The sequence below is a fragment of the Brevundimonas subvibrioides genome (genome assembly GCF_027271155.1).
In the GTDB taxonomy this organism is placed as follows: domain Bacteria; phylum Pseudomonadota; class Alphaproteobacteria; order Caulobacterales; family Caulobacteraceae; genus Brevundimonas; species Brevundimonas subvibrioides_D.
Genome location: NZ_CP114542.1, coordinates 70320 through 91023, shown reverse-complemented (window position 1 = coordinate 91023; position 20704 = coordinate 70320). Strand labels below are relative to the sequence as shown.

The window sequence follows — 20704 nt, the reverse complement described above, 5'->3', positions numbered from 1 at the left end:
ACGACATGACCGATGCCACAATAAAGGCGATCCCGACCCGTCAGGCGGATCGGATCGGCGAGATCGACATCATTCGCGGCCTCGCCCTGTTCGGCGTGCTGTGGATGAATCTGAACGCCAATGCGGAGTTCACTGTCCCCACACCGGTGCTGGCCGCCTTGCCGACGGCCGCGGTCGATCGCTGGATCGGGCTGGTCGGAGAGTGGCTGGCCCAGGGCAAGGCGCAGTGTCTGTTCTCGATCCTGTTCGGTTTCGGCTTCGCCATACTGAGCCACAGGGCCGAGGCCAGGGGCGTCGATGCGCGCGCCCTCTATCTGCGTCGCGTCCTGATCCTTCTGGTCATCGGACTGGCCCATCTGTTCCTTCTGTGGATGGGCGATATCCTGCATGCCTATGCGCTGATGGGTCTGGCGCTGATGCTGACGCGGCGCTGGCCGTCCCCCCTGCTCCTGATCGTGGGACTCATCCTCGCCCTCGGCGCGATGACGGCCGCCATCGCCTGGTATGTGGCCGTCACGCCGCGCGGCAGCCCACCCGACTTCATCACCGAACAGGCGGCCGGGATCGCCCGTCGGTGGCCGATCTTCATGGGCCACGACTATGGTGCCCTGGTTCGGGAACTGCTGATCGCCAATGGCCGGGAGTTCTACCTGACCGCCATCGGCCCCGCCTTCCTGGCCACGGTCCTCGGCCGGTTCATGCTGGGCAGCTGGCTGTTCCGGCAAGGCTGGATGCAGGACACCGCCCGGTATGCCCCGGCCTTTCGTCGTGCCGCACCGTGGCTTCTGCTCATCGGTTTGGGTCTGGCCGCCGTCGCCCCCGGCCTCGAACTGGCCGGCCTTCGCCTTCCCCGCTGGGCCCAGACTCCCCGGACGCTGGTGGACGAGGCGAGCCAGCTGGTCCTGGCGCTGGGGTATGCCGCCGGGATCGTCGTCCTGTGCCAGACCGCGGTCTGGCGCAGGCTGCTGTCAGGCCTGGGGTCCGTCGGTCAGATGGCGCTGACCAACTATCTGAGCCAGAGTCTGGTCTTTGTGTTTGTGCTCTACGGCCTCGGTCTCGGCTGGCTGAAATATGCCGGACCGACCTTTTGCCTGGCGCTCGCCCTCGTCGTCTTCGCCGCCCAGATCGTGATCAGTCGTTGGTGGCTGGCGCTGTTCCGTTTCGGTCCGGCGGAGTGGCTCTGGCGTTCGGCCACCTATGGACGGTGGCAACCCCTTTTCCGGTGAGAAGGGCGGGGCCCGCCCGCATCGGCATGGGTCAGACCGGCAGGGCCCCGCGCTTGACCACCGTCCGCATCGCCACGCTGGACGACACCCGCGTCACGCCGGGGATGGTCGTCAGCGATCTGGCGTGGACGCGTTCCAGATCATCGACGTCGCGCACCACCAGCCGCAGCAGATAGTCCGATCCCCCCGTCATCAGATAGCATTCGACCACCTCGGGGACCGTGGCGATGGCGGTCTCGAAGGCGGTCAGGGTGCTCTCGGCCTGGGACGACAGGGTCACGGTCACGAACACGCTGATCGGCAGACCCACGGCCCTTTCGTTGATGATAGCGGCATAGCGGCTGATGACCCCGGCGGTCTCCAGCGCCCGCAGGCGGCGCAGGGACGCGCTTTCCGACAGGGCGACCGCTTTGGCCAGATCGGTATTGCTCATGCGGCCGTCCTGCTGCAGGGCGCGAAGCATCTTTCTGTCGGTCGCGTCCAGAGTGACGGCGGAAACGGTCTTCATGGCGGCTCCAGACGCAATATTCTGCGAGTTTACGCCGATCACCCATCGAAATGAACAGGAACCTGCGATCGGGCCGGCGCTATTTTCCGGTCAACCCCATCAGAGGCGAGGAAATCCCATGCGTGTCGGCGTCCCCCGGGAAATCAAGAAGAACGAGCACCGCGTCGGCCTGACGCCCACGGCCGTCCGCGAATATGTCGCCCACGGTCACACCGTGTCGGTCGAGACCGGAGCCGGCCTGGGCGCGGGCTTCACCGACGAGGATTTCCGGCGGGCCGGGGCCGCCATCGTCGCCGATGCGCCGACGGTCTTTGCCGGCAACGACATGATCGTGAAGGTGAAGGAGCCCCAGAAGGTCGAGTGGGAGATGCTGCGCGAGGACCAGATCCTCTACACCTACCTGCACCTGGCCCCCGATCCGGAGCAGACCCGGGGCCTCTTGGCCTCCCGGTGCGCCGCCGTCGCCTATGAGACCGTCACCGATGCGCGGGGCGGCCTGCCGCTGCTGGCCCCAATGTCAGAGGTCGCCGGACGGATCGCCGTCTTCTCCGCCGCCGAGACCCTGCTGAAGCACAACGGCGGCATGGGCCTGCTGTTCTGCGGCGTCCCGGGCGTGGCCCCGGCCCGCGTGCTGGTCCTGGGCGGTGGCGTCGTCGGCCTGAACGCGGCCCGCATGGCCATGGGTCTGGGGGCCGAGGTCGTGGTTCTGGAACGCTCGATCCCGCGCATGGCCTATATCGACGAGGTCACCAACGGCCGCGTCATCACCCGCTATTCCTCGATCGGCGCGATCGAGGAGGAGATCGTCAAGGCCGACGTGGTCATCGGCGCGGTCCTGGTCCCCGGAGCCGAGGCCCCCAAGCTGATCAAGAAGGACCACCTGAAGCGCATGAAGCCGGGCTCGGTGCTCGTCGACGTCGCCATCGACCAGGGCGGCTGTTTCGAGACCAGCCATGCCACCACTCACGAGGACCCGACCTACACCGTCGACGGCGTGGTCCATTATTGCGTCGCCAACATGCCGGGCGCCGCCCCGCGCACCTCGTCCGAGGCCCTGAACAACGCCACCCTGCCGTTCGGCCTGGCCCTGGCCGACCACGGGCTGGAGGCGCTGAAGAAGGACCCGCATCTGGCACGCGGCCTGAATGTGCTGAAGGGCGAGATCACCTATCCCGCCGTGGCCGAGGCCATGGGCCTGTCCTGGTCCGATCCCTTCGGCGTCTGGGCCAAGGGCTGAGGCACAGCTTCACCGAACGATGCGGGCGGGCTATCCTGACCGGATGGCCCCCCGCATCTTCATCGACGCCGACGCCTGTCCGGTGAAGGACGAGGTCTATCGTGTGGCCGAACGCTACGGCCTGCATGTCTTCGTCGTGTCCAACAGCTGGATCAACACCCCGCGCCACCGCTGGATCGAACAGATCGTGGTCGATGCCGGCCCCGACATCGCCGACGACTGGATCGCGGAGCGGGCGGGTCCGGGCGACATCGTCGTGACCGCCGACATCCCCCTGGCCGACCGTTGCCTGAAGGCCGGGGCCCAGGCGCTGAAGTCCAACGGTCAGCCGTTCACGCCGGACTCGATCGGCTCGGCCCTGGCCGGGCGGATGGTGGGCGAGCATCTGCGGTCGATGGGCGTGGCCACCTCCGGCCCGCCGCCGTTTGGTCCCCGTGACCGCTCGGCCTTCCTGCAGGCGCTGGATCAGGCGGTGGTCAGGGCCAGGCGCATCCCGACATGACCGTCATCCCGGAGGAGGAGCTGGAGTTCCGCTTCTATCGCGCGGGCGGTCCGGGCGGGCAGAACGTCAACAAGGTCTCGACTGCGGTGCAGATGCGGTTCGACGTGGTCAACTCGCCGTCGCTGCGCGATCCGGTCAAGGCACGGCTGATGAAGCTGGCGGGCAGCCGGCTGACGCTGGACGGGGTCATCCTGATCACCGCCGTCCGTCACCGGACCCAGGAGCGCAACCGCGCCGACGCCATCGCCCGGCTGCAGGAGATGGTGGACCAGGCCTCGATCGCCCCGACCTTTCGCGTCCCGACCCGTCCGACGCGGGCGTCGAAGGAGCGGCGGCTGGACGGCAAGACCCGGCGCTCGGACATCAAGTCGGGGCGGGGCAAGCCGACCCTGGACTGAGGGCGCAGCCCTCCAGCGCCGGGCGCAGCAGGCCCTCGCCCAGCGCCCGCACGACCGGCACGGCCACGGCGTCGCCCATCAGTTTCAGCGCCGCCGTCTCGCCGCGCGGTAGCACATAGGTGTCGGGCACCCCCATCAGCCGCGCCGCCTCCCGCCCGGTCAACCGGCGGGCACGCACCCTGCTGCCCTCGCAGACGATCACATACTGGCGCGAGGACCCGCCCGACGGCGTGCGCAGACAGCCCGCCAGACCGTCGAACCGCAGCTCCAGCCGCTGGACCTTCCGCCCCGCCTCGATCCGGACCCGCCGAAAAGCGGCCGCGACGCGTCGCTCGCCCGACGCGCGGGCGGCCTCCAGCCGGTCGCGATGCAAGGGCGCGGTCAGGGCCAGCAGGGCTTCGGTCTGCGCGTCCGCAAGCCATCCCACCGTATCGTCCGGTTGCAGCAGGGCGGCCAGATCGAGGTTGCGCCGTGGCGGCGCGGGCAGGGACCACCAGACCCACGCGGCCTGTGCCCGCCCGGACAGGCGCTGGTGCGCCGCGATGACCCGCGCGGAATGGAAAGGCGCGACGGGTCTCGCCGCGACCGGCCCCGAAACGCCCCGCATCGCGACCAAGAACAGCCGGGGCCGTGACTGCGGCAGCCAGTGGGCCGCGTCCATCTCAAGGGCCCCGACGCGATAGCCCGCCACGGCCAGAGCCTCGCAGATCGCGCCGAAGTCCCGACCCGCGCCGGAGGTCAGAAGTCCGACGACGTTCTCGATGACGATGACGGGCGGCGCGCGGCCCTCGGTCTCCAGCGCCTCGATCAGCCGCCAGAAGCCCCAGAAGGCCCCCGACCGGTGCGCGCCCAGACCGGCCCGCGCACCGGCCAGGCTGACGTCCTGGCAGGGGGACGAAGCCCAGGCCAGATCGGCCTGCCCCGGCAGATCGGCGGCCGTCAGGTCCCAGACGTCGCCGACCGCGATGGCGGCCTCGTGATTGGCCCGCCAGCTGGCTGCCTTGGCGGCATCCATGTCATTGGCGAACAGGGTCCGGAAGCCCTGAAGGCCCAGACCCGCAAGCCCTCCCCCGGCGAAGAACTCATAGGCCCCGAGGGCCGGACGATCGCGAATCGACATCACGCAACGTTAGGCGCCTGACCGTCATCGTGCGACCGTCGTGACCCCCTGTCGGACGGCGGGCTTTGCGTCGGTGCCGCGACGGGCTATCCCCGCCTCGTCCCGCGCGACTGATCTTCCGGAGAGCCCCGATGCGCCTCGTCCTGCCCGTCCTGACCTCCATGATCCTGATGGCGGCCCCGGGTGGCTGCTCGAAACCCCCGGAGACCGGGGCGGAGCCCGCGCCCGAGACGGTGACAGCTCCGGTCGTCATCGGTGGCGTCGACCTGGCCCGGCCGGTGCGGGTGCTGGGGACCGAGCCCTTCTGGGCCATCGACATCGCCGATCAGGACCTGGTTCTGACCCGCCCGGACGGGGCCGAGGTCAAGGCCCCCGTCGCCTCTCCGATCGTGACCGGCACGACGGCCGTCTACACCGGCACGACCGATTCCGGTCAGACCGTGGTGCTGACCCTGATCGCGACCGAATGCTCGGACGGCATGAGCGACCGGCTGTATCCGCTGACGGCCAGGGTCGAGCTCGGCGAGGAGACTCTGAACGGCTGTGGCACGACGCCCGAAGCTTTGGCGCAGGCTCCGGCAGCTTAAGGGTCAGGCGTCGCCGAGCAGCGGCCCCACGCCCGGAACGCTGCGCACCGCCTCGCCCAGAAGATCGCCGCCGGTCCGGGCACGGATGCGGTCGCGCGCAGCGGGCAACAGCCGCTTCAGATCGGCTTTCGACACCCCGACCTCCTCCAGCTGATCCAGCAGACCCATGGCCTCGGCCACGGCCTTGCCCGACAGGCCGCCCGCGCCGGCGATCAGCCCGCCGAACAGACCGCGCTTCGGACGGGCCGCGCCCTCCGACCGGGCGGCGGCCTCGGCCCCCGGCACCGCGTCGAACAGGGCGACCATGATTTCGCGCGCGGCATGCCGGTCCAGCAGGCCCAGCGCCCCGGTCAGGGCGATGCGCGCCGGGTCCCGGGACAGGCCGGCATCGGCGGCGCTGAGCGCCGTCAGGTCGTCGAACGTCAGGTCCTGCAGCATGGTGTCGCGCGCTATCATGGGGCCCTTAACGCTTCCCGAACCGCTCTGGATGCAGGGTGGCGCGATGCGCTCCGGTTCCGCTCCCCCTGATCTGCGCCCGCTGACCGCCCTGCGGTTCTTCGCGGCTGGCTGGGTGGTGCTGTATGCCTTCTGGCCCAATCTGGATGTCGCCGTCGTGCCGACCCTGGTGGCCAAGGGCTATCTGGGGGTCGAGCTGTTCTTCGTCCTGTCCGGCTTCATCCTCAGCCACGTCTATCTGGCCGCCCATGGCGAGAAGCGGTTCAGCTATGGCGGCTTCCTGTGGACGCGGATCGCGCGGGTCTATCCGCTGCATCTGGCGACCCTGATCGGCGTCGGGGTGCTGGGCCTTGCCGCCGTCGCCATGGGGATGACGATCGACGCCAATATCCTCAGCTGGCCTTCGCTGCCCGCCAATCTTCTGATGCTGCACGCCTGGGGACTGGCTCCGCAGTCGGGCTGGAACCATTCGTCCTGGTCGATCTCGGCGGAGTGGTTCGCCTATCTGGCCTTTCCCGCCTTCGCCCTTGTGGCCTGGCGACTGCGCGACCGGCCCGTGCTGGCGGTGGTCGGGGCCGTCGCCTTCATGATCGGCCTGTATGCCGCGTTCCAGGCGCTGGCGGGCTTTTCCCTGACCGAGGCGACCATTCGCTGGGGGGCGCTGCGGATCGTTCCCTGCTTCGCCCTGGGATGTGCCCTCTATCTGATGCACCGCCGCCGGACCCTGCCGCGTCCGGGCTGGATCGCGGGGGCGTGTGTTCTGGCCATGGCCGTCGCCGCATCGCTCGCCGCGCCCGATGGGGCTGTGGTGTTGCTGGGCGGGGGGCTGATCCTCGCCCTCGCCTCCCTGCCCAACACCGGCTGGCTGGCGTCGCGTCCGGCGGTCTATCTGGGCGAGATCAGCTATGCCGTGTATATGGTGCTGGTGCCCTGGCAACTGCTGGCGGTGAACCTGGCCGCGCGCGTCACAGGGGCCGGGGACAAGAAGCTACAACTCTTCGTGTGGCTGGCCGTCGTGCTGGCCCTGCCCGTGGTGGCTGCCATTGCCCATCATCTGGTCGAACGCCCGGCGCGAAGGGTCCTGCGCGATCTCGCCGATCGCCGGGCAGAACGTCACAGGGTGCGTCAGCAGGCCACCCAGCTCGCCTGAAGAGGGTGGTTCACGAGCCGTAAACTATCGTCTAGGGATAGTGCGGACGTAACAGTCGGAAACAATCCAGCATGATGAAACGGCTCACTGCCGCCGCGGTTGCGGCGACCCTCGGTCTTTTTGCGCTCGCCCCCGCCGTGGTGGCCACGCCTGCGAAGGCCGAGGATCCCTATTGGCAGTGCGTGACGTTCGCGCGGATGTTCTCTGGCATCAATATCTTCGGTGACGCCTGGACCTGGTGGAGCCAGGCGGTCGACCGGTTCCGCACCGGCCGCGCGCCCGAGACCGGTTCGGTCCTGGTGTTCCGTCCCGAGGGTCGCATGACCCGGGGCCACGTCGCCGTCGTTTCCGACATCCTGACCGACCGCGTCATCCGCGTGACCCACGCCAACTGGGGCGGCAGCCGGGGCCGGGTGGAAGAGAATGTGACCGTCGTCGACGTCTCGGGCGCCAACGACTGGAGCCAGGTGAAGGTGTGGTACAACCCGATCCATGACCTGGGCACGACCGTCTATCCGACCTACGGCTTCATCTATAGCGGCGCGCGTGACGCCTATGACGCCGGCCGCCAGATGGCTGCGAACGCCACCGCGCCGGCCGGTCAGCCCTGATCGCCTGATCAGGCCTTGAGGCGACGCCGATGATCCGCCTCTATCGCGCCGGTTGCGCTGCCTGTGAGTCCGTCGAGATCGACGTCGTCGGCCCGTGGATCATGCCGGCCGACACTCTGTGGATCGACCTGATCGAGCCGACGCGCGCGGAGGACTCGGCCGTCGAAAAGGCGCTCGGCATCGCCATTCCCACGCGCGAGGAGATGAGCGAGCTGGAGGCCTCCAGCCGGCTGTATCGCGAGGGCGGCGCGACCTATGTCACCGCCGACATCATCCATAACGGCGACGCCGACCTGCCGGGCAGCGATCCTGTCACCTTCGTCCTGACCGCCGGCCCCATGGTCACCATCCGCTATTTCGACCCTCGGCCCTTCATCCAGTTCACCGACAAGCTGGAGCGCGACCCTTCGCTGTGCGCCACCGGGCTGGAGGTGTTCCTGAACCTGATGGAGGCGATCATCGACCGCGCCTCCGATGTGCTGGGCAAGACCACGACCAAGGTCGAAGCCGTCGGCAATCACGTCTTTTCCGAAGGCAAGCGGGTCGGGTTCGAGCATCTGGTCACCAAACTGGGTCGCGCCCACATCGCCAATGCCCGCATCGAACAGAGTCTGGCCGGTCTGGCGCGCGTCTTCGCCTTCGTCGGTTTCGACGACCGGATGGACGATGCCCCGGAGGCCCGCGAGCATCTGAAATCCCTGGCCAGCGACGCCGCCAGCCTGATCTCGCACAATCAGGCGGTGGCGGCGGGGATCAATTTCCAGCTGTCGGCGGCGCTCGGCTTCATCAACATCGAACAGTCGTCGATCTTCAAGGTCTTCTCGATCTTCAGCGCGGTCCTGATGCCGCCCACCCTGATCGGCGCCATCTACGGCATGAATTTCGAGCATATGCCTGAGCTGCGCTGGGTCAGCGGCTATCCGATGGCCCTGGTCGCCATGGCCGTTTCGGCCGTGTTGCCGCTGCTTTGGTTCAGGCGCAAGGGCTGGATCTGAGGGGGAGAGTTTGGGGGGCGAGGGATTAGGGATTAGGGATTAGGACCATAATCAAGACCAGGCAGGCCGGAGCATCTTCCCTGATCCCTAATCCCTGATCCCTGATCCCTCGCATTCTACCACTGCGGCTTGATCGACAGCTGGAAGGCCACCAGACCCTCTGTGACGTCGTTGTCGAGGCCACGGCCGCTGCGCAGCCCTTCCGCCTCTATTTCGCGGTAGACGATGCCGAACGAGCCCTGCATGTCGCCCCGGCGAAGCGCCACGCCGACCGACGCGTCCCCCAGGAAGTTGCCGCTGTCGTGACTGACGCCCGAGCGGGCATAGTCGCCGTCCCGGTTGCGGGCGAAATTGTAGCCAACGGCCGTGCCGGATCCGGCGGCATACAGATACCAGCGCGCGCGCTGGCCGAATTCGGCACTGCCCTCGGGAACCAACCGGTCGACGCCGCGTCCGATCCTCAGCGTGGCTCCCGCTTCCGCCAGCCCGCCCCGGTCGCCGACCCCGATGCCGGCGTGCGGCGTCAGGGTGACCTCCAGTCCCGAGGCGGTATAGCCGCGCGCGACCGGCCAGCCGCGTGAATAGCTGACGTCATAGCCCTCGGCCTCGAAGGCACCGTGGTCCAGCGGCGAGACGGGAAGGGGGGCACCGTCGGCGCGGCGCAGTTCGCCGCGCGCCCGCATCCGCAGGCGGTCGGCATAGCCATCGCCCTCGATCCAGACGTCCCGGGTCGTCGCGGCCGCGAAGGGGTTGCGCATTTCCGCCGGAGCGAAGACATCCGCCACCTCGATGCCGGGACCGAATCCGGCCTCGGGTGCGACGGCCAGGGTGGGCCTGCTGTTCAGCTGGGCGGTGATGTCGGTGGCGGTCGCCTGCTGATCGTCCGACCAGTTCTGGTTCACCCACGTCTGGGCCGAGGCCGGGACCGCCAGGGCCACCAGACACGCTACGCCCGACGCAAGTCGCACCAGATAAGGCAACGGTCCTCCCACAGCCCGTTAACGGCGCACAGACTGCACCCAAAATCCGGACCATCCAACCGCGATTTTGTGACACGGTCCTGACCGATGCCAAACGTGGGGCAGGCGGGCAGGTTCCCGGCCGACTGCCCGGATCAGGCCCGGGCGGGTCTTGCGGCCTTTTCGCCCAAACGGTGAGCGACCGAGTCGCGCGTGTCCAGGCCCTGCCTTACTGGCAGGCCAGGCACTCGTCGTAGTCGGTGCGCGCCGCCGAAAAGAGGTCGGGCTGATTGGGATCGGGCTCGGCTTCGGCCTTGTCCTCCGCGCCCGCGAAGGCGGCCCGCTGCACCGACTTGGAGCGCAGGTAATACAGGGACTTCACCCCGCTCTCCCACGCCTTCCAGTGCAGCATGTGCAGGTCCCACTTGTTCACGTCGCCGGGGATGAACAGGTTGATCGACTGGGCCTGACAGATTTCCGGCGAGCGGTCGGCCGACAGTTCGACGACCCAGCGCTGGTCCAGTTCGAAGGCGGTCTTGAACACGCCCTTTTCGTCGTCGGTCAGGAAATCAAGATGCTGGACCGAGCCTTCGTGCTCCAGGATCGACGACCAGACGGCGTCGGTGTTGCGGCCATAGCCTTCCAGCAACTGCTCCAGATAGGGGTTCTTGACGGCGAACGAGCCCGACAGGGTCTTGTGGGTGTAGATATTGGCCGGGATCGGCTCGATGCCCGCCGACGTCCCGCCGCAGATGATCGAGATCGAGGCCGTGGGGGCGATGGCCAGCTTGTGGCTGAACCGCTCCATCACGCCGCGCTCGGCCGCGTCTTCGCAGGGGCCCTTCTCTTCGGCCAGTTTGACGCTGGCCTTGTCGGCCTCGCGGCGCAGGTGCTTGAACAGGCGCATGTTCCACGACTTGGCCATGGCGGATTCGAAGGCCACGCCCTGGGACTGCAGGAAGGAGTGGAAGCCCATCAGCCCCAGACCCACCGATCGCTCGCGCCGGGCCGAATAGACGGCGGCGGCCATTTCCGGCGGTGCGCGGGTGATGAAATCCTCCAGCACATTGTCCAGGAACCGCATCACGTCCTCGATGAAGCGGGGCTCCTCGCGCCATTCCAGGAACATCTCGGCATTGACCGACGACAGGCAGCAGACGGCGGTACGGTCGATGCCCAGGTGGTCGGGGCCGGTGTGCAGCATGATCTCGCTGCACAGGTTCGACTGTTTGACCTTCAGCCCCAGCTCCTGCTGGTGACGCGGCATCTGGCGGTTCACCGTGTCCGAGAAGATCAGATAGGGCTCGCCGGTCTGCAGGCGGATCTCGAGGATCTTCTGCCACAGCGACCGCGCATCGACGCGGCGGATGACCGCCTGGTCCTTGGGCGACAGCAGGGCGAAATCGGTCCCGGCCTTCACCGCCTCCATGAATTCGTCGGTGATGTTGATGCCGTGGTGCAGGTTCAGGGACTTGCGGTTGAAGTCGCCCGAGGGCTTCCGGATCTCCAGGAACTCCTCGATCTCGGGGTGGTGCACATCCAGATACACCGCCGCCGAACCCCGGCGCAGCGAGCCCTGGCTGATCGCGAGCGTCAGCGAATCCATCACGCGGATGAAGGGGATGATGCCGCTGGTCTGGCCCGCGCCCTTCACCTTCTCGCCGATCGAGCGGACGCCGCCCCAATAGGTGCCGATGCCGCCGCCGTTCGAGGCCAGGCTGACGTTCTCGTTCCAGACGCGCTGGATGCCGTCCAGGCTGTCGGCGACCGAGTTCAGGAAGCAGGAGATCGGCAGGCCGCGGTTCGCGCCGCCGTTCGACAGCACCGGCGTCGAGGGCATGAACCATAGCCTGGACATGTAGTCATAGACGCGCTGGGCATGGTCGGCGTCGTCGGCATAGGCGGTCGAGACGCGGGCGAACATGTCCTGATAGCTCTCGCCGGCCAGCAGATAGCGATCTTCCAGCGTCTTCTTGCCGAAGTCGGTCAGCAGATCGTCGCGGGAACGGTCGAGTTCGATGGAGCGCACAACGGTCAGATGGGGACGATCGGGCGTCGGCGCGCCCTGCGGCACGCCGGGAACCGCCGCAAAATCAACCGTCTTCAACGCTTCGCCGCCAGCCATAATCGTCATCGCCCTGAACAAAAATCGAAGTGAAGCCGCCTGGCTCCAACCACTGCATCTAGTGGCCGAAGCACTCCCCGAACCAACATATGGGGCGCAGATGCCTAACGACCCGTCAACGGGCTTGACGCCGCAATTCGCTCCGAATCACCTCGGCGCAGGGGATGACCCTGTGCAAAAGGGCGCGACGGGCTCGCGACGCCCTGTATGATCCTCGGTCACGAATCCGTGATCGGGAACGCGATCCAAGCTTGACCGTTAGCCGCCAATGCCATCTTCCGCCCCCGTCCGATTTTTTCGCCGCGCCTTTCGCCTGGCGCAGACCGAATTCGTCGCCCTGTCTGCGCTTCTGGTGATCGGCCTGGGCGTCTCGATCTTCGCCGAACTCGCCGATGACATGCGCGAGGCCGACGGCCAGGCCTTCGATCAAAGGGTGCTGTCGGCGATGCGGCCCCATGCCGACCCCTCGGACGCCTGGGGGCCGTGGTGGCTGTCCACCGCCGCCAACGACCTGACGGCGCTCGGCGGGATCTCGGTCCTGAGCCTGTTCGCGACGATCGCGGTGATCTTTCTGGTGATCCAGAAAAAGCGGCTGTCGGCCCTGTTGCTGGTGTTCGGCCTCCTGGGTGGCGTGACCCTTTCGGAGGGACTGAAGGCGATGTTCGAACGCGCCCGCCCGCCCCTTCAGTTCCAGGCCGTCGAGACGATCAACGCCAGCTTCCCGTCCGGCCATGCCCTGCTGTCGACGGTCTTCTATCTGAGCCTGGCCGTCATGCTGTCCCGCGCCTTCCCGCGCCGAAGGCTCAAGGTCTATGTCATCGGCGTCGGCGTTCTGATCGCGGTTTTGGTGGGCCTGACCCGCATCTATCTGGGGGCACACTGGGCGACCGACGTGTTCGCAGGCTGGAGCGTCGGCGCGGCCTGGGCCATGGCGCTCTGGCTGGTCAGCTATGCGGTGGAGCGTCGTCAGGCGGTGCACCATGCCACCCTGGTCGACGAACCGGCGGTCGCCGAAACCTGAAATTTCACTAGGTCGCCGCGCCGCCCCGGCGTTAACTTATGTCCCTGACGGTCGAAGCCCCCCGTTTCGACCCCATCTGCGGGAGGATCGACATGATCGGCCTGATGCTGGCTCTCGCCATCGCCGGCCCGGCTGCCGCGGCCACCCCGGCTTCGCCCCAGGCAGTTCAGGCCACGCTGCAGTCCTGTGCCATGGAGCAGGGCCGCTGGGTCTGCCGCTATCAGGTGCCGGACGTGGAGATCATCCCCTTCACCGGGGACGCGTCGGAACTGGAACTGACCTCGCGGACCGGACCGGCTCCGACCCCGGCCCCGGGCGCACCCGCGAACGCGACCGTCCCGACAGAGGGCGTCGCCGCCGGATCCGAGGCCGGTATCCTGACAGAGCGGGAGGCCGGTCTTGTGGCGCGTTGCGCCGATGCCGGCTGGATGTCCCTGTGCCTGCCCGACGACCGCCGGGCCGCCCGCGCGCTGCGGGATCGCCAGGTCGCCTATCAGACGGTGCAGCGAGCGGTGACGGGCCTGCTGGCCGAGGATCGCTGCGACGACGCCATCAGGGCGGCGCTGGACGGCGGCTATCTGGGGCTGGCGCGCGAGGCCCGCGATTTCTGCGCCGCCCCGGTGGCCGAACCGGTCAACGTCCAGGCCGTGGTTCCCCCGGTCCGCTGACAGGCCCGGTCCTTCAGACACAGAAAAACCCGGACGCCTTGCCTCGTCCGGGTTCCGGGTCTTGGGGCCTTCGACGACGCCGGCGGGGCCTTTGGGCCCCGCAGACGCGCCTCGGGGTTTAGTGGCCGCCCGGCGTGACGGGCGTGCAGACGGTGCCGTCCGTGCAGTCCGAGAAGTGGACCTCCGGCGGCTCGACCAGGATCTGCGACGGGTTCACGTGCACTTCCGGACGCTGGACATAGATCTGGGCCGGGGCCACGCGGATCGGCGGAGCTTCGACATAGACGGGCGGGCCCGAGATGTAGACCACCGGACCGGCGACCTCGATCGGGCGACCGTAGACGCGCGCTCCCGGCGACGTCACATGGATGGCCGGACCGGCCGGAATATAGATCGGGGGGCCATAGCCGCCGCCCGGAGCGCCGTGGGGCCAGGGGGTCCCCGGCGTCCAGGGGCCATAGAAGGTCTCCTCGTGCGTACACGGGCAGAGTTCACCGTCGTAGTGCGGATGCGGCGCGCATCCGTCAGGCGCTTCGACCATGCCGCCCAGCAGCATGGTGGCGACCAACATCGAGACTGGTTCCATGAAATAGCTCCCCTAACCCTCTGAAAGACCGCGTATTCCCCTCAGAAGCGAAATCACTCCAAAGGCGTTTTCGAGGCATGATCAGCGTTATATTAACCATATTGGACTGTCTAGCGCGCCCGGCCGGTTCGCGCCTGGTGCATGGACGGCCGTGTGCGGCGGTTCGCCGGCTGTGCCTTCAGACCCTTCCGTGTCCGCTTTCTGACCTCTCGTTCGGACAACTGACGCTCAAAAGCCCGGCCTTTTCAACGTCCGTCGCCGCCAGGACCCCTTCGAACGCGCCTTGTATCCCGGCTGTGCGAGACTCGCGGGCATGACCTCTGTCTCTCAAACCCCCCGCCCAACCGCCGAACACTGGGAACAGATCCGGCGTGAGTTCGTCTCCGGCGTCAGCGCGCCGGTCCTGGCCGAGCGCCACGGCCTGGCCGAACGCAGCATTCGCAGGCGTGCCGCCATCGAGGGCTGGCGGCGCTCCGACTTCGTGCCGACGGGCCTGGCCCCGCCGCCGCCGTGGATGCGCGGCACGCCGTCGCGGGAAGAGGCGATCGCGGCCGATCCGGCGCTGGAGGAGGTGGGCGAGGCCGAGGCCACCGCCCGTTTCGGCCTGCTGTTCAACCCGGATCCGAAAACCCTTCGGAACTATGCCTTCCGGCGCGCCTCGGAATCGGCCGCCGTCGACCGGCCACAGGAGGCCATGGTCTGGATGCGTCTGGCCCAGCTGACCGACCGTGCGGCCCACCGGATCGAATGGGATGGCCAGCCCTTCCGCGATCTCGACTATATCCGCGCGGCGTATCTGCAGCACGTTCACGACACGATGGCTGACGACGGCGACGGGCAGGATGCACCGGGGAACGACGCGCCGGACGACGCCTGAGTCACGGTGAGTCACCTCGGCCTGCGTCACCGTGACTCAAAACGCTCCCCCGTTTCACACAAGATGTTGAGGCTGGGGATCGTTAACCATCTACCCGTAGCATTCGGATCGATTCTGGGGTTGGATAGGGTCCCAGGTCGCCCACTCGTCCCCGCCGCTCCCATTTCCGGTCATGCCATGAACGCTCACGTCTCGATCAAGCCCGCCCTGCCTGGCCTTCTGACACCCTCGGCGGCCTACAAGCCGTTCCGCTATCCGTGGGCGTTCGACATGTGGAAGAAGCAGCAGCAGGTCCACTGGATGCCCGAAGAGGTGCCGCTGGGCGAGGACTGCAAGGACTGGGCGGCGAACCTGAACGACAGGGAGCGCAACCTGCTGACGCAGATCTTCCGCTTCTTCACCCAGTCGGACATCGAGGTCGCCGACAACTACATGGAAAAATACGGTCGGGTGTTCAAACCGACCGAGGTGAAGATGATGCTGTCGTCCTTCGCCAACATGGAGACCATCCACATCGCGGCCTATGCCCTGCTGCTGGAAACCATCGGCATGCCCGAGAGCGAGTTCGGGGCCTTCATGGAATACGAGGCCATGCGGGACAAGCACAACTACATGGGCCAGTTCGGGGTCGAGACCGAGGCTGACATCGCCCGGACGCTCGCCATGTTCGGCGGCTTCACCGAGGGGCTGCAGCTGTTCGCCTCCTTCGCGATGCTGATGAATTTCCCGCGCCAGAACAAGATGAAGGGCATGGGCCAGATCGTGTCCTGGTCGGTCCGCGACGAGAGCCTGCACTGCGACGGCATCATCAAACTGTACCATGCCTTCAACAAGGAAACGGGCTGCGTCACGCCCGCCGTGGCCGACGACATCGTCGAATGCTGCCGCACCGTGGTCGGTCTGGAGGACAAGTTCATCGACCTGGCCTTCGAGGCCGGCGAGGTCCAGGGCATGACGCCCGAGGACATCAAGCAATACATCCGCTTCATCGCCGACTGGCGCCTGCGCCAGCTGAAGCTGCCCGAGCTCTACGGCATCAAGGAAAACCCGCTGCCCTGGCTGCAATCGCTGCTCAGTGGCGTCGAACACGCCAACTTCTTCGAGGCGCGCGCCACCGAATACTCCAAGGCCGCCACCACCGGCGCCTGGCACGGCGCCGATGGCGTCTGGGGCGAGTTCGACAAGCTGATGGCCCGTCGCGACATGAGCATGGTCGCAGGCTAGAGCATGATCGCTTTCGGCTGGACCCACGTCGTGGGTCCAGCCGAAAGCGTGAATCATGCTCCAGCTCATATCTTGAGCCTGATTCACGGCATCGGCGGAATCGCGAAGCGATTCCACCTCAGCCGATCAGGCTCCAGGCTCAGATCCCCGCGTACCAGGCGTAGCCGCGGTCGGGCCAGTAGCCGCCATGGCCGCCCTCGATGTCGTCGAAGCGTTCGACGGCCTCGATCCGGCGGATGTATTTGGCCTGTTTGTAGCCCAGCTGCCGCTCGACCCGGAGCCGCAGGGGTGCGCCGTGGGGAACGCCGAGGACCTCCCGGTTCATGTCGTAGGCCAGCAGGGTCTGGGGATGGCGGGCGTCGACCAGGTCGATGCTCTCATAGTAGCGCGGCCCGTCCTCGGTCTGGGTCAGGGCGTCGAAGCAGTGGAAGACGATGTACCGGGCCTCGGGCTTCAGCCCCGCCTCGTCCAGCAGGGTCTCCAGCCGGACCCCGGTCCACTGCCCGATCGCCGTCCAGCCCTCGACGCAGTCGTGCTTGGTGATCTGGGTCCGCGACGGGCGCGCCCGCAGCTCGGCCAGCGACAGGCTCAACGGCCGCTCGACCAGACCGCCCACCTCCAGCCGGTAGTCGGCGAAGCCCGCGTCCCGCAGCGCCACATAGTCCGCCGCCGCCGGCGAGATGGAGCCGTTGGGCTTGAAGTCCGGGCTGATCTCCGAGACGTCGTATTCCGGGGCCAGGGCCTCGCGCGGGATCAGCAGACGCTGCGCACGACGGGTCAGGGCCTCGGCGCTGACCAGCAGGTTCGCCCCGGCGTCGCTGGCCCTCTGGCAACCGGCCAGCGCCATAACGCCCGCCGTCGCCAGCACCCGGCCCAGCCAGGACCGGCGGTTCATCGGGGTCCCGCTCATGCCGCATCCCCCTTGGTATGGTCCGACGGCTCCAGCACGAACCAGCCCGTGATCATCGCCCGCATGTTGTTCAGGAAGCCGGTCCAGAAGACGAGGAAGACGTGGACGACGATGAACCCCATGATCAGCCCGGCCGAGAGGAAATGCAGCGTCCGCGCCGACTGCCGACCGCCCATGATGTCCAGCAGGAAGCCGCCCACCGCATTGAACCCCGGCGACATCGACAGCCCCGTGATCAGCATCATCGGCAGGACCACCAGAATGATCGTCACATAGGTCAGCTTCTGGATGACGTTGTAGGTCCGGGCCTCCTCGTCCTTTGGAAAGTGGAAGCGGGCGTGCTCCTTGACCGAGGCCCAGGTGCCCTTCAGCTCGTCCGTGGTCGGCCACAGTCGCCGTCCGAACCGTTTCGAGGCGAAGCCATAGGCCAGGTAGATCAGCCCGTTGATCACGAAGACCCAGGCGAAGAAGAAATGCCAGGTCCGCGCCTCGGCCAGGTTCCGCCCCTGCGGAATCAGCAGCCAGTCGGGGATCGTCGGAATGCTCAGCCAGGGATCGGCGAAGGTCGAACGCACGCCCCAGTACAGGTGCGGATGGGCCAGCAGGATGTTGGCCCCGCTCATCAGCAGGACGACGACCGCCGTCACGTTCAGCCAGTGATTGATCCGCACCAGCGGCGGATGGCGATAGGTGTCGGTGCGCCCGCCCGGCAGGGGGCGATCCGCGTGATCCGGCGGGCCGTCTTCGACCGGAAAGGCTTCCAGCGTTCCGTCGCTCATCGATCCCTCCGCCAAGGCCCGGACGGTCTCACAGGACCGCCCGTTCGGCAAACGCTGCCGTCAGCCGACTACGCTGGGGGGACGCGAAAGGTTACCGGGGACCGCGGTTCTCTCCACAAGGGTGCGCCCCATGCCTTGCCCGACGCCAAACTTGCCCTAGGATCAGGCCCGATGATGCTGACCACCACATCGGGAACCTTTCCCATTCCGCCGGAGGTGGCCAGCCGCCTGCCGCAGGTTCCGCCCATTCCGAGCCCGGATGCGCCGGACTACAAGGTCCTGAGCAAGGCCTTCAACGCATGGCTCGAGGCGTCTTCGGTCCATGCCATCGACTTCGAACGCCTGCGTCGCTGGCATCTGGTGCAGGAAGAACTGTCCGCCAGGGCCATCGCCAGCGGCCTCGACTATCAGGTCACGGACGACGGTCTGGACTGATCTGGCCGGCCACAAGGCCGATCCTGTCGGCCCCCATGGCCTGAAGGTCTGCGGCATCGTGCGACACGACCAGGATCGCCGTATCGATCCGTGTCGTCAGGCCGACGAGCCAGGGAATGAGTTCGTCGCGCCGGCGCTGATCCAGACCTGAAAAAGGCTCGTCGAGAAGCAGCAGTCGCGGGCCGGCCGCCAGGCTGCGCGCGATCGCCACGCGCCGGGCCTCTCCGCCCGACAGATTGCGTGTCCAGCGCGCCAGAAGAGGACCGATGCCCAGAAGCTCGACCAGTGCGCCCACGTCTGTGCGGTGCGGCGCGAAGCGCTGGCCATAGGCGATGTTGTCGGCGACGCTCAGATGCGGGAACAGCCGGGCATCCTGAAAGACATAGCCCACGCGCCGGGCATGGGGAGGCGGTGCCAGCCCGGCGTCGCTATCGACCAGAGCCTCGCCATCCACGATCAGGCGCGCCCGGTGGACGGGGACCAGTCCGGCCAGGGCGTGAAGCAGGGTCGTCTTTCCGGCCCCCGACGGGCCCTCGATGCCGACGACCCGGGCCGTGCTGTCGAAGGCGACGTCGATCCGGAACCCGCCACGTTCGGCCTGAACGGCGCAGGTCAGGCTCATGCGACGGCGGTCCGTCGGGCCAGGAAGCGGCTGACGGCCTCGGTGGCGAACAGGGCGATCATGGCGACGGCGACGGACACCAGGGCGAGCCGCAGGGCCACCGTCTCCCCATCCAGGCCCTGCAGCGATGCATAGATCGCGACCGGCAGGGTCCGGGTCTCTCCGGGGATGGCACCCACGAAGGTCACCGTGGCCCCGAACTCTCCAAAGGCCCGGGCGAACCCCAGCAGGGCCCCGGCGATGACGCCGGGCAGGGCCAGCGGCAGGGTCACGCTGAAGACCACGAAGGCCGGGGGCGCGCCCAGGGTCGCCGCGGCCTGCTCCAGGCCGCGATCCACGCCCTCGATCGCCAGGCGGATGGGCCGTACCATCAGCGGCAGGGCCATGACCGCTGCTGCCAGGGCCGCTCCGGTCCAGTGAAACAGCAGGCTGACCCCGAACACATCGGCCAGCACCCGGCCCAGCGGTCCCCGCGATCCGAACATCAGAAGCAGCACAAGACCCGTCACCACCGGCGGCAAGACCAGCGGCAGGTTGATCGCCGCCTCGACCAGCCATTTGCCCGGAAAGACTCCCCGCGCCATCAGCCATCCCAGACCTACGGCAACCGGCAGGGTCGCCAGACTGGCGACGCCCGCCACGCGCAGCGACAGGCCAAGGGCTTCCAGCTCCGGCCCGGTCAGCGGGGCGAACAGATCAGTCATGGCGCTTGTCCGGCGTGTCCAGGGCCGCCAGCGTCGGAGCCGCCGCGCTGGCCAGCGCCAGGCGCAGATGCTCATAGGCCGCCAGCAAGGCTTGGCCCCGGGGCGTCAGCCGGGCCCCGCCGCCTCGCGCCCCCCCGCGCTCGGTTTCCACCGCCGGGGCATCGGTCAGGGCGTTGACGGCCTCCAGCAGGGTCCAGGCGCGGCGATAGGACATGCCCATCCGCCGCGCCGCCGCGCTGATCGAGCCGGTGTCGCGGATGTGAGTCAGCAACTCGGCCTTGCCCGGACCGAACCGGCCCTCGCCGATGCGGATCTGAAACCAGAGACGGGGCGCCTCGCTCACGATACGGCCCCGAAGCCGTGACGGGCGAAGGTCTCGCGGGCTTCGGCTCCTGCCAGAAACTGCATCAGCCCGGCCGCGCCTTCGGCCGCCCGCGTCGTCAGGGCGGCCGGATAGACGATCCGGGGCTGAACCTCGGCCGGGGGCGTGGCGACCACCCGCACCGCATCATAGCCCAGGGCGTCGCTGCGATAGACCACGCCCAGATCCACCTCGCCTCGCGCCACGAAGCCCCGAACCGCGCGCACATCGGCGGCGGTGACCAGGGTCATGTCATCGCGGTCCCGGACCCCGAGCGCCTGCATCATCTGTCGCGCATACCGGCCAGCCGGGACGCTCGCGGGATCGCCGATGGCGATGCGCCCGCGCCAGACGAAGGCCGTTTGTGGCTGGTCCGCGGGTGCGATCACCACCAGGCTGTTGGTCGCCAGGTCGACGCGGCTGCCCGGCCGAAGCACATTCGCCGCCGCCAGCCGGTCCATCCACTCGCTGTCAGCCAGGACAATCAGATCGGCGGGCGCGCCCGACAGCACCTGACGCGCGACATCGCCGCTGCCGGCAAAGACCGTCCGGGTCTGGCGGCCCGTCCTGGCGGTGAACCGGGCGGAAAGCTCGGTCAGGACATCGCTCAGCGATGCGGCCGCGAACAGGGTCAGGGGGGCGG

General features: G+C 67.9%; 25 protein-coding genes. 13 read left to right on the top strand and 12 right to left on the bottom strand.

Features of this window, described 5'->3' with window-relative positions; genetic code table 11:
- Positions 1-5 precede the first annotated feature (5 nt).
- Positions 6-1226 carry a DUF418 domain-containing protein gene (locus O3139_RS00475; RefSeq protein ID WP_269514935.1) on the top strand — a complete coding sequence of 407 codons (1221 nt, stop codon included), beginning with the start codon at positions 6-8 and terminating at the stop codon, positions 1224-1226.
- 31 nt (positions 1227-1257) lie between these two features.
- Here the strand turns inward: O3139_RS00475 and O3139_RS00470 are convergent, their stop codons facing one another.
- A complete protein-coding gene (locus O3139_RS00470) occupies positions 1258-1734 on the bottom strand; it encodes an Lrp/AsnC family transcriptional regulator (RefSeq protein ID WP_269514934.1) in 477 nt (158 codons plus the stop codon).
- A gap of 118 nt (positions 1735-1852) precedes the next feature.
- Between O3139_RS00470 and ald the strand changes: the two genes are divergently transcribed.
- The 3 genes from ald to arfB are packed head-to-tail and all read left to right on the top strand — an operon-like array spanning position 1853 to position 3871.
- Positions 1853-2971 (top strand): alanine dehydrogenase, encoded by a 1119-nt coding sequence (ald, locus tag O3139_RS00465; RefSeq protein WP_269514933.1) that lies wholly within the window; start codon positions 1853-1855, stop codon positions 2969-2971.
- A 43-nt stretch (positions 2972-3014) separates the two neighbouring features.
- The gene (locus tag O3139_RS00460) at positions 3015-3473 is read left to right on the top strand and encodes a YaiI/YqxD family protein (RefSeq protein ID WP_269514932.1); all 459 of its coding nucleotides are present in this window, start codon (positions 3015-3017) and stop codon (positions 3471-3473) included.
- Entirely contained in the window at positions 3470-3871 is a 402-nt protein-coding gene (gene arfB, locus O3139_RS00455; RefSeq protein WP_269514931.1) for an alternative ribosome rescue aminoacyl-tRNA hydrolase ArfB, read from the top strand. Before O3139_RS00460 ends, arfB begins: the two co-directional genes overlap by 4 nt.
- Here the strand turns inward: arfB and O3139_RS00450 are convergent.
- Complete coding sequence (locus O3139_RS00450; protein ID WP_269514930.1) at positions 3837-4991, bottom strand: DNA cytosine methyltransferase; 1155 nt, start codon at positions 4989-4991, stop codon at positions 3837-3839. The two genes, arfB and O3139_RS00450, sit on opposite strands and share 35 nt — an antisense overlap.
- Before the next feature lie 131 nt (positions 4992-5122).
- Between O3139_RS00450 and O3139_RS00445 the strand changes: the two genes are divergently transcribed.
- Entirely contained in the window at positions 5123-5578 is a 456-nt protein-coding gene (locus O3139_RS00445) for a COG3650 family protein (RefSeq protein ID WP_269514929.1), read from the top strand.
- A 3-nt stretch (positions 5579-5581) separates the two neighbouring features.
- Here the strand turns inward: O3139_RS00445 and O3139_RS00440 are convergent, their stop codons facing one another.
- Positions 5582-6034: a hypothetical protein gene (locus O3139_RS00440; RefSeq protein WP_269514928.1), complete on the bottom strand. Its 453-nt coding sequence runs from the start codon at positions 6032-6034 to the stop codon at positions 5582-5584.
- A 46-nt stretch (positions 6035-6080) separates the two neighbouring features.
- Between O3139_RS00440 and O3139_RS00435 the strand changes: the two genes are divergently transcribed.
- The 3 genes from O3139_RS00435 (at position 6081) to O3139_RS00425 (ending at position 8790) form a co-directional block, all read left to right on the top strand.
- Positions 6081-7184, top strand: a complete 1104-nt coding sequence (locus O3139_RS00435; RefSeq protein ID WP_269514927.1) for an acyltransferase family protein — start codon at positions 6081-6083, stop codon at positions 7182-7184.
- 71 nt (positions 7185-7255) lie between these two features.
- A complete protein-coding gene (locus tag O3139_RS00430; RefSeq protein ID WP_269514926.1) occupies positions 7256-7795 on the top strand; it encodes a CHAP domain-containing protein in 540 nt (179 codons plus the stop codon).
- 29 nt (positions 7796-7824) lie between these two features.
- Positions 7825-8790, top strand: a complete 966-nt coding sequence (locus O3139_RS00425; RefSeq protein ID WP_269514925.1) for a magnesium transporter CorA family protein — start codon at positions 7825-7827, stop codon at positions 8788-8790.
- A gap of 116 nt (positions 8791-8906) precedes the next feature.
- Here the strand turns inward: O3139_RS00425 and O3139_RS00420 are convergent, their stop codons facing one another.
- Positions 8907-9758 carry a lipid A-modifier LpxR family protein gene (locus O3139_RS00420; protein WP_269514924.1) on the bottom strand — a complete coding sequence of 284 codons (852 nt, stop codon included), beginning with the start codon at positions 9756-9758 and terminating at the stop codon, positions 8907-8909.
- Positions 9759-9978: 220 nt separating this feature from the next.
- Positions 9979-11874, bottom strand: a complete 1896-nt coding sequence (locus O3139_RS00415) for a ribonucleoside-diphosphate reductase subunit alpha (protein WP_420022360.1) — start codon at positions 11872-11874, stop codon at positions 9979-9981.
- Between the two features lie 268 nt (positions 11875-12142).
- Here O3139_RS00415 and O3139_RS00410 point away from each other — a divergent pair, with 268 nt between their 5' ends.
- Complete coding sequence (locus tag O3139_RS00410; protein WP_269514922.1) at positions 12143-12895, top strand: phosphatase PAP2 family protein; 753 nt, start codon at positions 12143-12145, stop codon at positions 12893-12895.
- A 38-nt stretch (positions 12896-12933) separates the two neighbouring features.
- Positions 12934-13563 carry a hypothetical protein gene (locus O3139_RS00405; RefSeq protein WP_269514921.1) on the top strand — a complete coding sequence of 210 codons (630 nt, stop codon included), beginning with the start codon at positions 12934-12936 and terminating at the stop codon, positions 13561-13563.
- A 118-nt stretch (positions 13564-13681) separates the two neighbouring features.
- On the opposite strand, the gene O3139_RS00400 is transcribed toward O3139_RS00405, so the two are convergent.
- Positions 13682-14149: a hypothetical protein gene (locus O3139_RS00400; protein WP_269514920.1), complete on the bottom strand. Its 468-nt coding sequence runs from the start codon at positions 14147-14149 to the stop codon at positions 13682-13684.
- 313 nt (positions 14150-14462) lie between these two features.
- On the opposite strand from O3139_RS00400, the gene O3139_RS00395 reads away from it, so the two are divergent.
- Positions 14463-15026: a hypothetical protein gene (locus O3139_RS00395; protein ID WP_269514919.1), complete on the top strand. Its 564-nt coding sequence runs from the start codon at positions 14463-14465 to the stop codon at positions 15024-15026.
- A 177-nt stretch (positions 15027-15203) separates the two neighbouring features.
- The gene (locus O3139_RS00390; RefSeq protein ID WP_269514918.1) at positions 15204-16250 is read left to right on the top strand and encodes a ribonucleotide-diphosphate reductase subunit beta; all 1047 of its coding nucleotides are present in this window, start codon (positions 15204-15206) and stop codon (positions 16248-16250) included.
- 139 nt (positions 16251-16389) lie between these two features.
- On the opposite strand, the gene O3139_RS00385 is transcribed toward O3139_RS00390, so the two are convergent.
- Positions 16390-17160, bottom strand: a complete 771-nt coding sequence (locus O3139_RS00385; RefSeq protein WP_269514917.1) for a molybdopterin-binding protein — start codon at positions 17158-17160, stop codon at positions 16390-16392.
- Positions 17157-17939, bottom strand: coding sequence for a cytochrome b/b6 domain-containing protein (locus O3139_RS00380; protein ID WP_269514916.1), 783 nt, complete (start codon positions 17937-17939; stop codon positions 17157-17159). The genes O3139_RS00385 and O3139_RS00380 overlap by 4 nt, the downstream gene beginning before the upstream one ends.
- A 171-nt stretch (positions 17940-18110) precedes the next feature.
- Between O3139_RS00380 and O3139_RS00375 the strand changes: the two genes are divergently transcribed.
- Positions 18111-18374 carry a hypothetical protein gene (locus O3139_RS00375; RefSeq protein ID WP_269514915.1) on the top strand — a complete coding sequence of 88 codons (264 nt, stop codon included), beginning with the start codon at positions 18111-18113 and terminating at the stop codon, positions 18372-18374.
- On the opposite strand, the gene O3139_RS00370 is transcribed toward O3139_RS00375, so the two are convergent.
- Genes O3139_RS00370 through modA form a run of 4 tightly spaced genes read right to left on the bottom strand, consistent with a single transcriptional unit; the run spans position 18352 to position 20690 of the window.
- Positions 18352-18996: an ATP-binding cassette domain-containing protein gene (locus tag O3139_RS00370; RefSeq protein ID WP_269514914.1), complete on the bottom strand. Its 645-nt coding sequence runs from the start codon at positions 18994-18996 to the stop codon at positions 18352-18354. The two genes, O3139_RS00375 and O3139_RS00370, sit on opposite strands and share 23 nt — an antisense overlap.
- Positions 18993-19700, bottom strand: coding sequence for a molybdate ABC transporter permease subunit (gene modB, locus O3139_RS00365; RefSeq protein WP_269514913.1), 708 nt, complete (start codon positions 19698-19700; stop codon positions 18993-18995). The genes O3139_RS00370 and modB overlap by 4 nt, the downstream gene beginning before the upstream one ends.
- Positions 19693-20043: a winged helix-turn-helix domain-containing protein gene (locus O3139_RS00360; RefSeq protein ID WP_269514912.1), complete on the bottom strand. Its 351-nt coding sequence runs from the start codon at positions 20041-20043 to the stop codon at positions 19693-19695. The genes modB and O3139_RS00360 overlap by 8 nt, the downstream gene beginning before the upstream one ends.
- Positions 20040-20690 carry a molybdate ABC transporter substrate-binding protein gene (gene modA / locus O3139_RS00355; protein WP_269516504.1) on the bottom strand — a complete coding sequence of 217 codons (651 nt, stop codon included), beginning with the start codon at positions 20688-20690 and terminating at the stop codon, positions 20040-20042. Before modA ends, O3139_RS00360 begins: the two co-directional genes overlap by 4 nt.
- Between the last annotated feature and the right edge of the window lie 14 nt (positions 20691-20704).

What these genes read in the sequence shown, in the direction of transcription:
- O3139_RS00475 (WP_269514935.1), top strand. Translation starts at nt 6, where the DNA reads ATGACCGATGCCACAATAAAGGCGATCCCGACCCGTCAGGCGGATCGG.
- O3139_RS00470 (WP_269514934.1), bottom strand. Translation starts at nt 1,734, where the DNA reads ATGAAGACCGTTTCCGCCGTCACTCTGGACGCGACCGACAGAAAGATG.
- ald (WP_269514933.1), top strand. Translation starts at nt 1,853, where the DNA reads ATGCGTGTCGGCGTCCCCCGGGAAATCAAGAAGAACGAGCACCGCGTC.
- O3139_RS00460 (WP_269514932.1), top strand. Translation starts at nt 3,015, where the DNA reads ATGGCCCCCCGCATCTTCATCGACGCCGACGCCTGTCCGGTGAAGGAC.
- arfB (WP_269514931.1), top strand. Translation starts at nt 3,470, where the DNA reads ATGACCGTCATCCCGGAGGAGGAGCTGGAGTTCCGCTTCTATCGCGCG.
- O3139_RS00450 (WP_269514930.1), bottom strand. Translation starts at nt 4,991, where the DNA reads ATGTCGATTCGCGATCGTCCGGCCCTCGGGGCCTATGAGTTCTTCGCC.
- O3139_RS00445 (WP_269514929.1), top strand. Translation starts at nt 5,123, where the DNA reads ATGCGCCTCGTCCTGCCCGTCCTGACCTCCATGATCCTGATGGCGGCC.
- O3139_RS00440 (WP_269514928.1), bottom strand. Translation starts at nt 6,034, where the DNA reads ATGATAGCGCGCGACACCATGCTGCAGGACCTGACGTTCGACGACCTG.
- O3139_RS00435 (WP_269514927.1), top strand. Translation starts at nt 6,081, where the DNA reads ATGCGCTCCGGTTCCGCTCCCCCTGATCTGCGCCCGCTGACCGCCCTG.
- O3139_RS00430 (WP_269514926.1), top strand. Translation starts at nt 7,256, where the DNA reads ATGATGAAACGGCTCACTGCCGCCGCGGTTGCGGCGACCCTCGGTCTT.
- O3139_RS00425 (WP_269514925.1), top strand. Translation starts at nt 7,825, where the DNA reads ATGATCCGCCTCTATCGCGCCGGTTGCGCTGCCTGTGAGTCCGTCGAG.
- O3139_RS00415 (WP_420022360.1), bottom strand. Translation starts at nt 11,874, where the DNA reads ATGGCTGGCGGCGAAGCGTTGAAGACGGTTGATTTTGCGGCGGTTCCC.
- O3139_RS00410 (WP_269514922.1), top strand. Translation starts at nt 12,143, where the DNA reads ATGCCATCTTCCGCCCCCGTCCGATTTTTTCGCCGCGCCTTTCGCCTG.
- O3139_RS00405 (WP_269514921.1), top strand. Translation starts at nt 12,934, where the DNA reads ATGTCCCTGACGGTCGAAGCCCCCCGTTTCGACCCCATCTGCGGGAGG.
- O3139_RS00400 (WP_269514920.1), bottom strand. Translation starts at nt 14,149, where the DNA reads ATGGAACCAGTCTCGATGTTGGTCGCCACCATGCTGCTGGGCGGCATG.
- O3139_RS00395 (WP_269514919.1), top strand. Translation starts at nt 14,463, where the DNA reads ATGACCTCTGTCTCTCAAACCCCCCGCCCAACCGCCGAACACTGGGAA.
- O3139_RS00390 (WP_269514918.1), top strand. Translation starts at nt 15,204, where the DNA reads ATGAACGCTCACGTCTCGATCAAGCCCGCCCTGCCTGGCCTTCTGACA.
- O3139_RS00385 (WP_269514917.1), bottom strand. Translation starts at nt 17,160, where the DNA reads ATGAGCGGGACCCCGATGAACCGCCGGTCCTGGCTGGGCCGGGTGCTG.
- O3139_RS00380 (WP_269514916.1), bottom strand. Translation starts at nt 17,939, where the DNA reads ATGAGCGACGGAACGCTGGAAGCCTTTCCGGTCGAAGACGGCCCGCCG.
- O3139_RS00375 (WP_269514915.1), top strand. Translation starts at nt 18,111, where the DNA reads ATGATGCTGACCACCACATCGGGAACCTTTCCCATTCCGCCGGAGGTG.
- O3139_RS00370 (WP_269514914.1), bottom strand. Translation starts at nt 18,996, where the DNA reads ATGAGCCTGACCTGCGCCGTTCAGGCCGAACGTGGCGGGTTCCGGATC.
- modB (WP_269514913.1), bottom strand. Translation starts at nt 19,700, where the DNA reads ATGACTGATCTGTTCGCCCCGCTGACCGGGCCGGAGCTGGAAGCCCTT.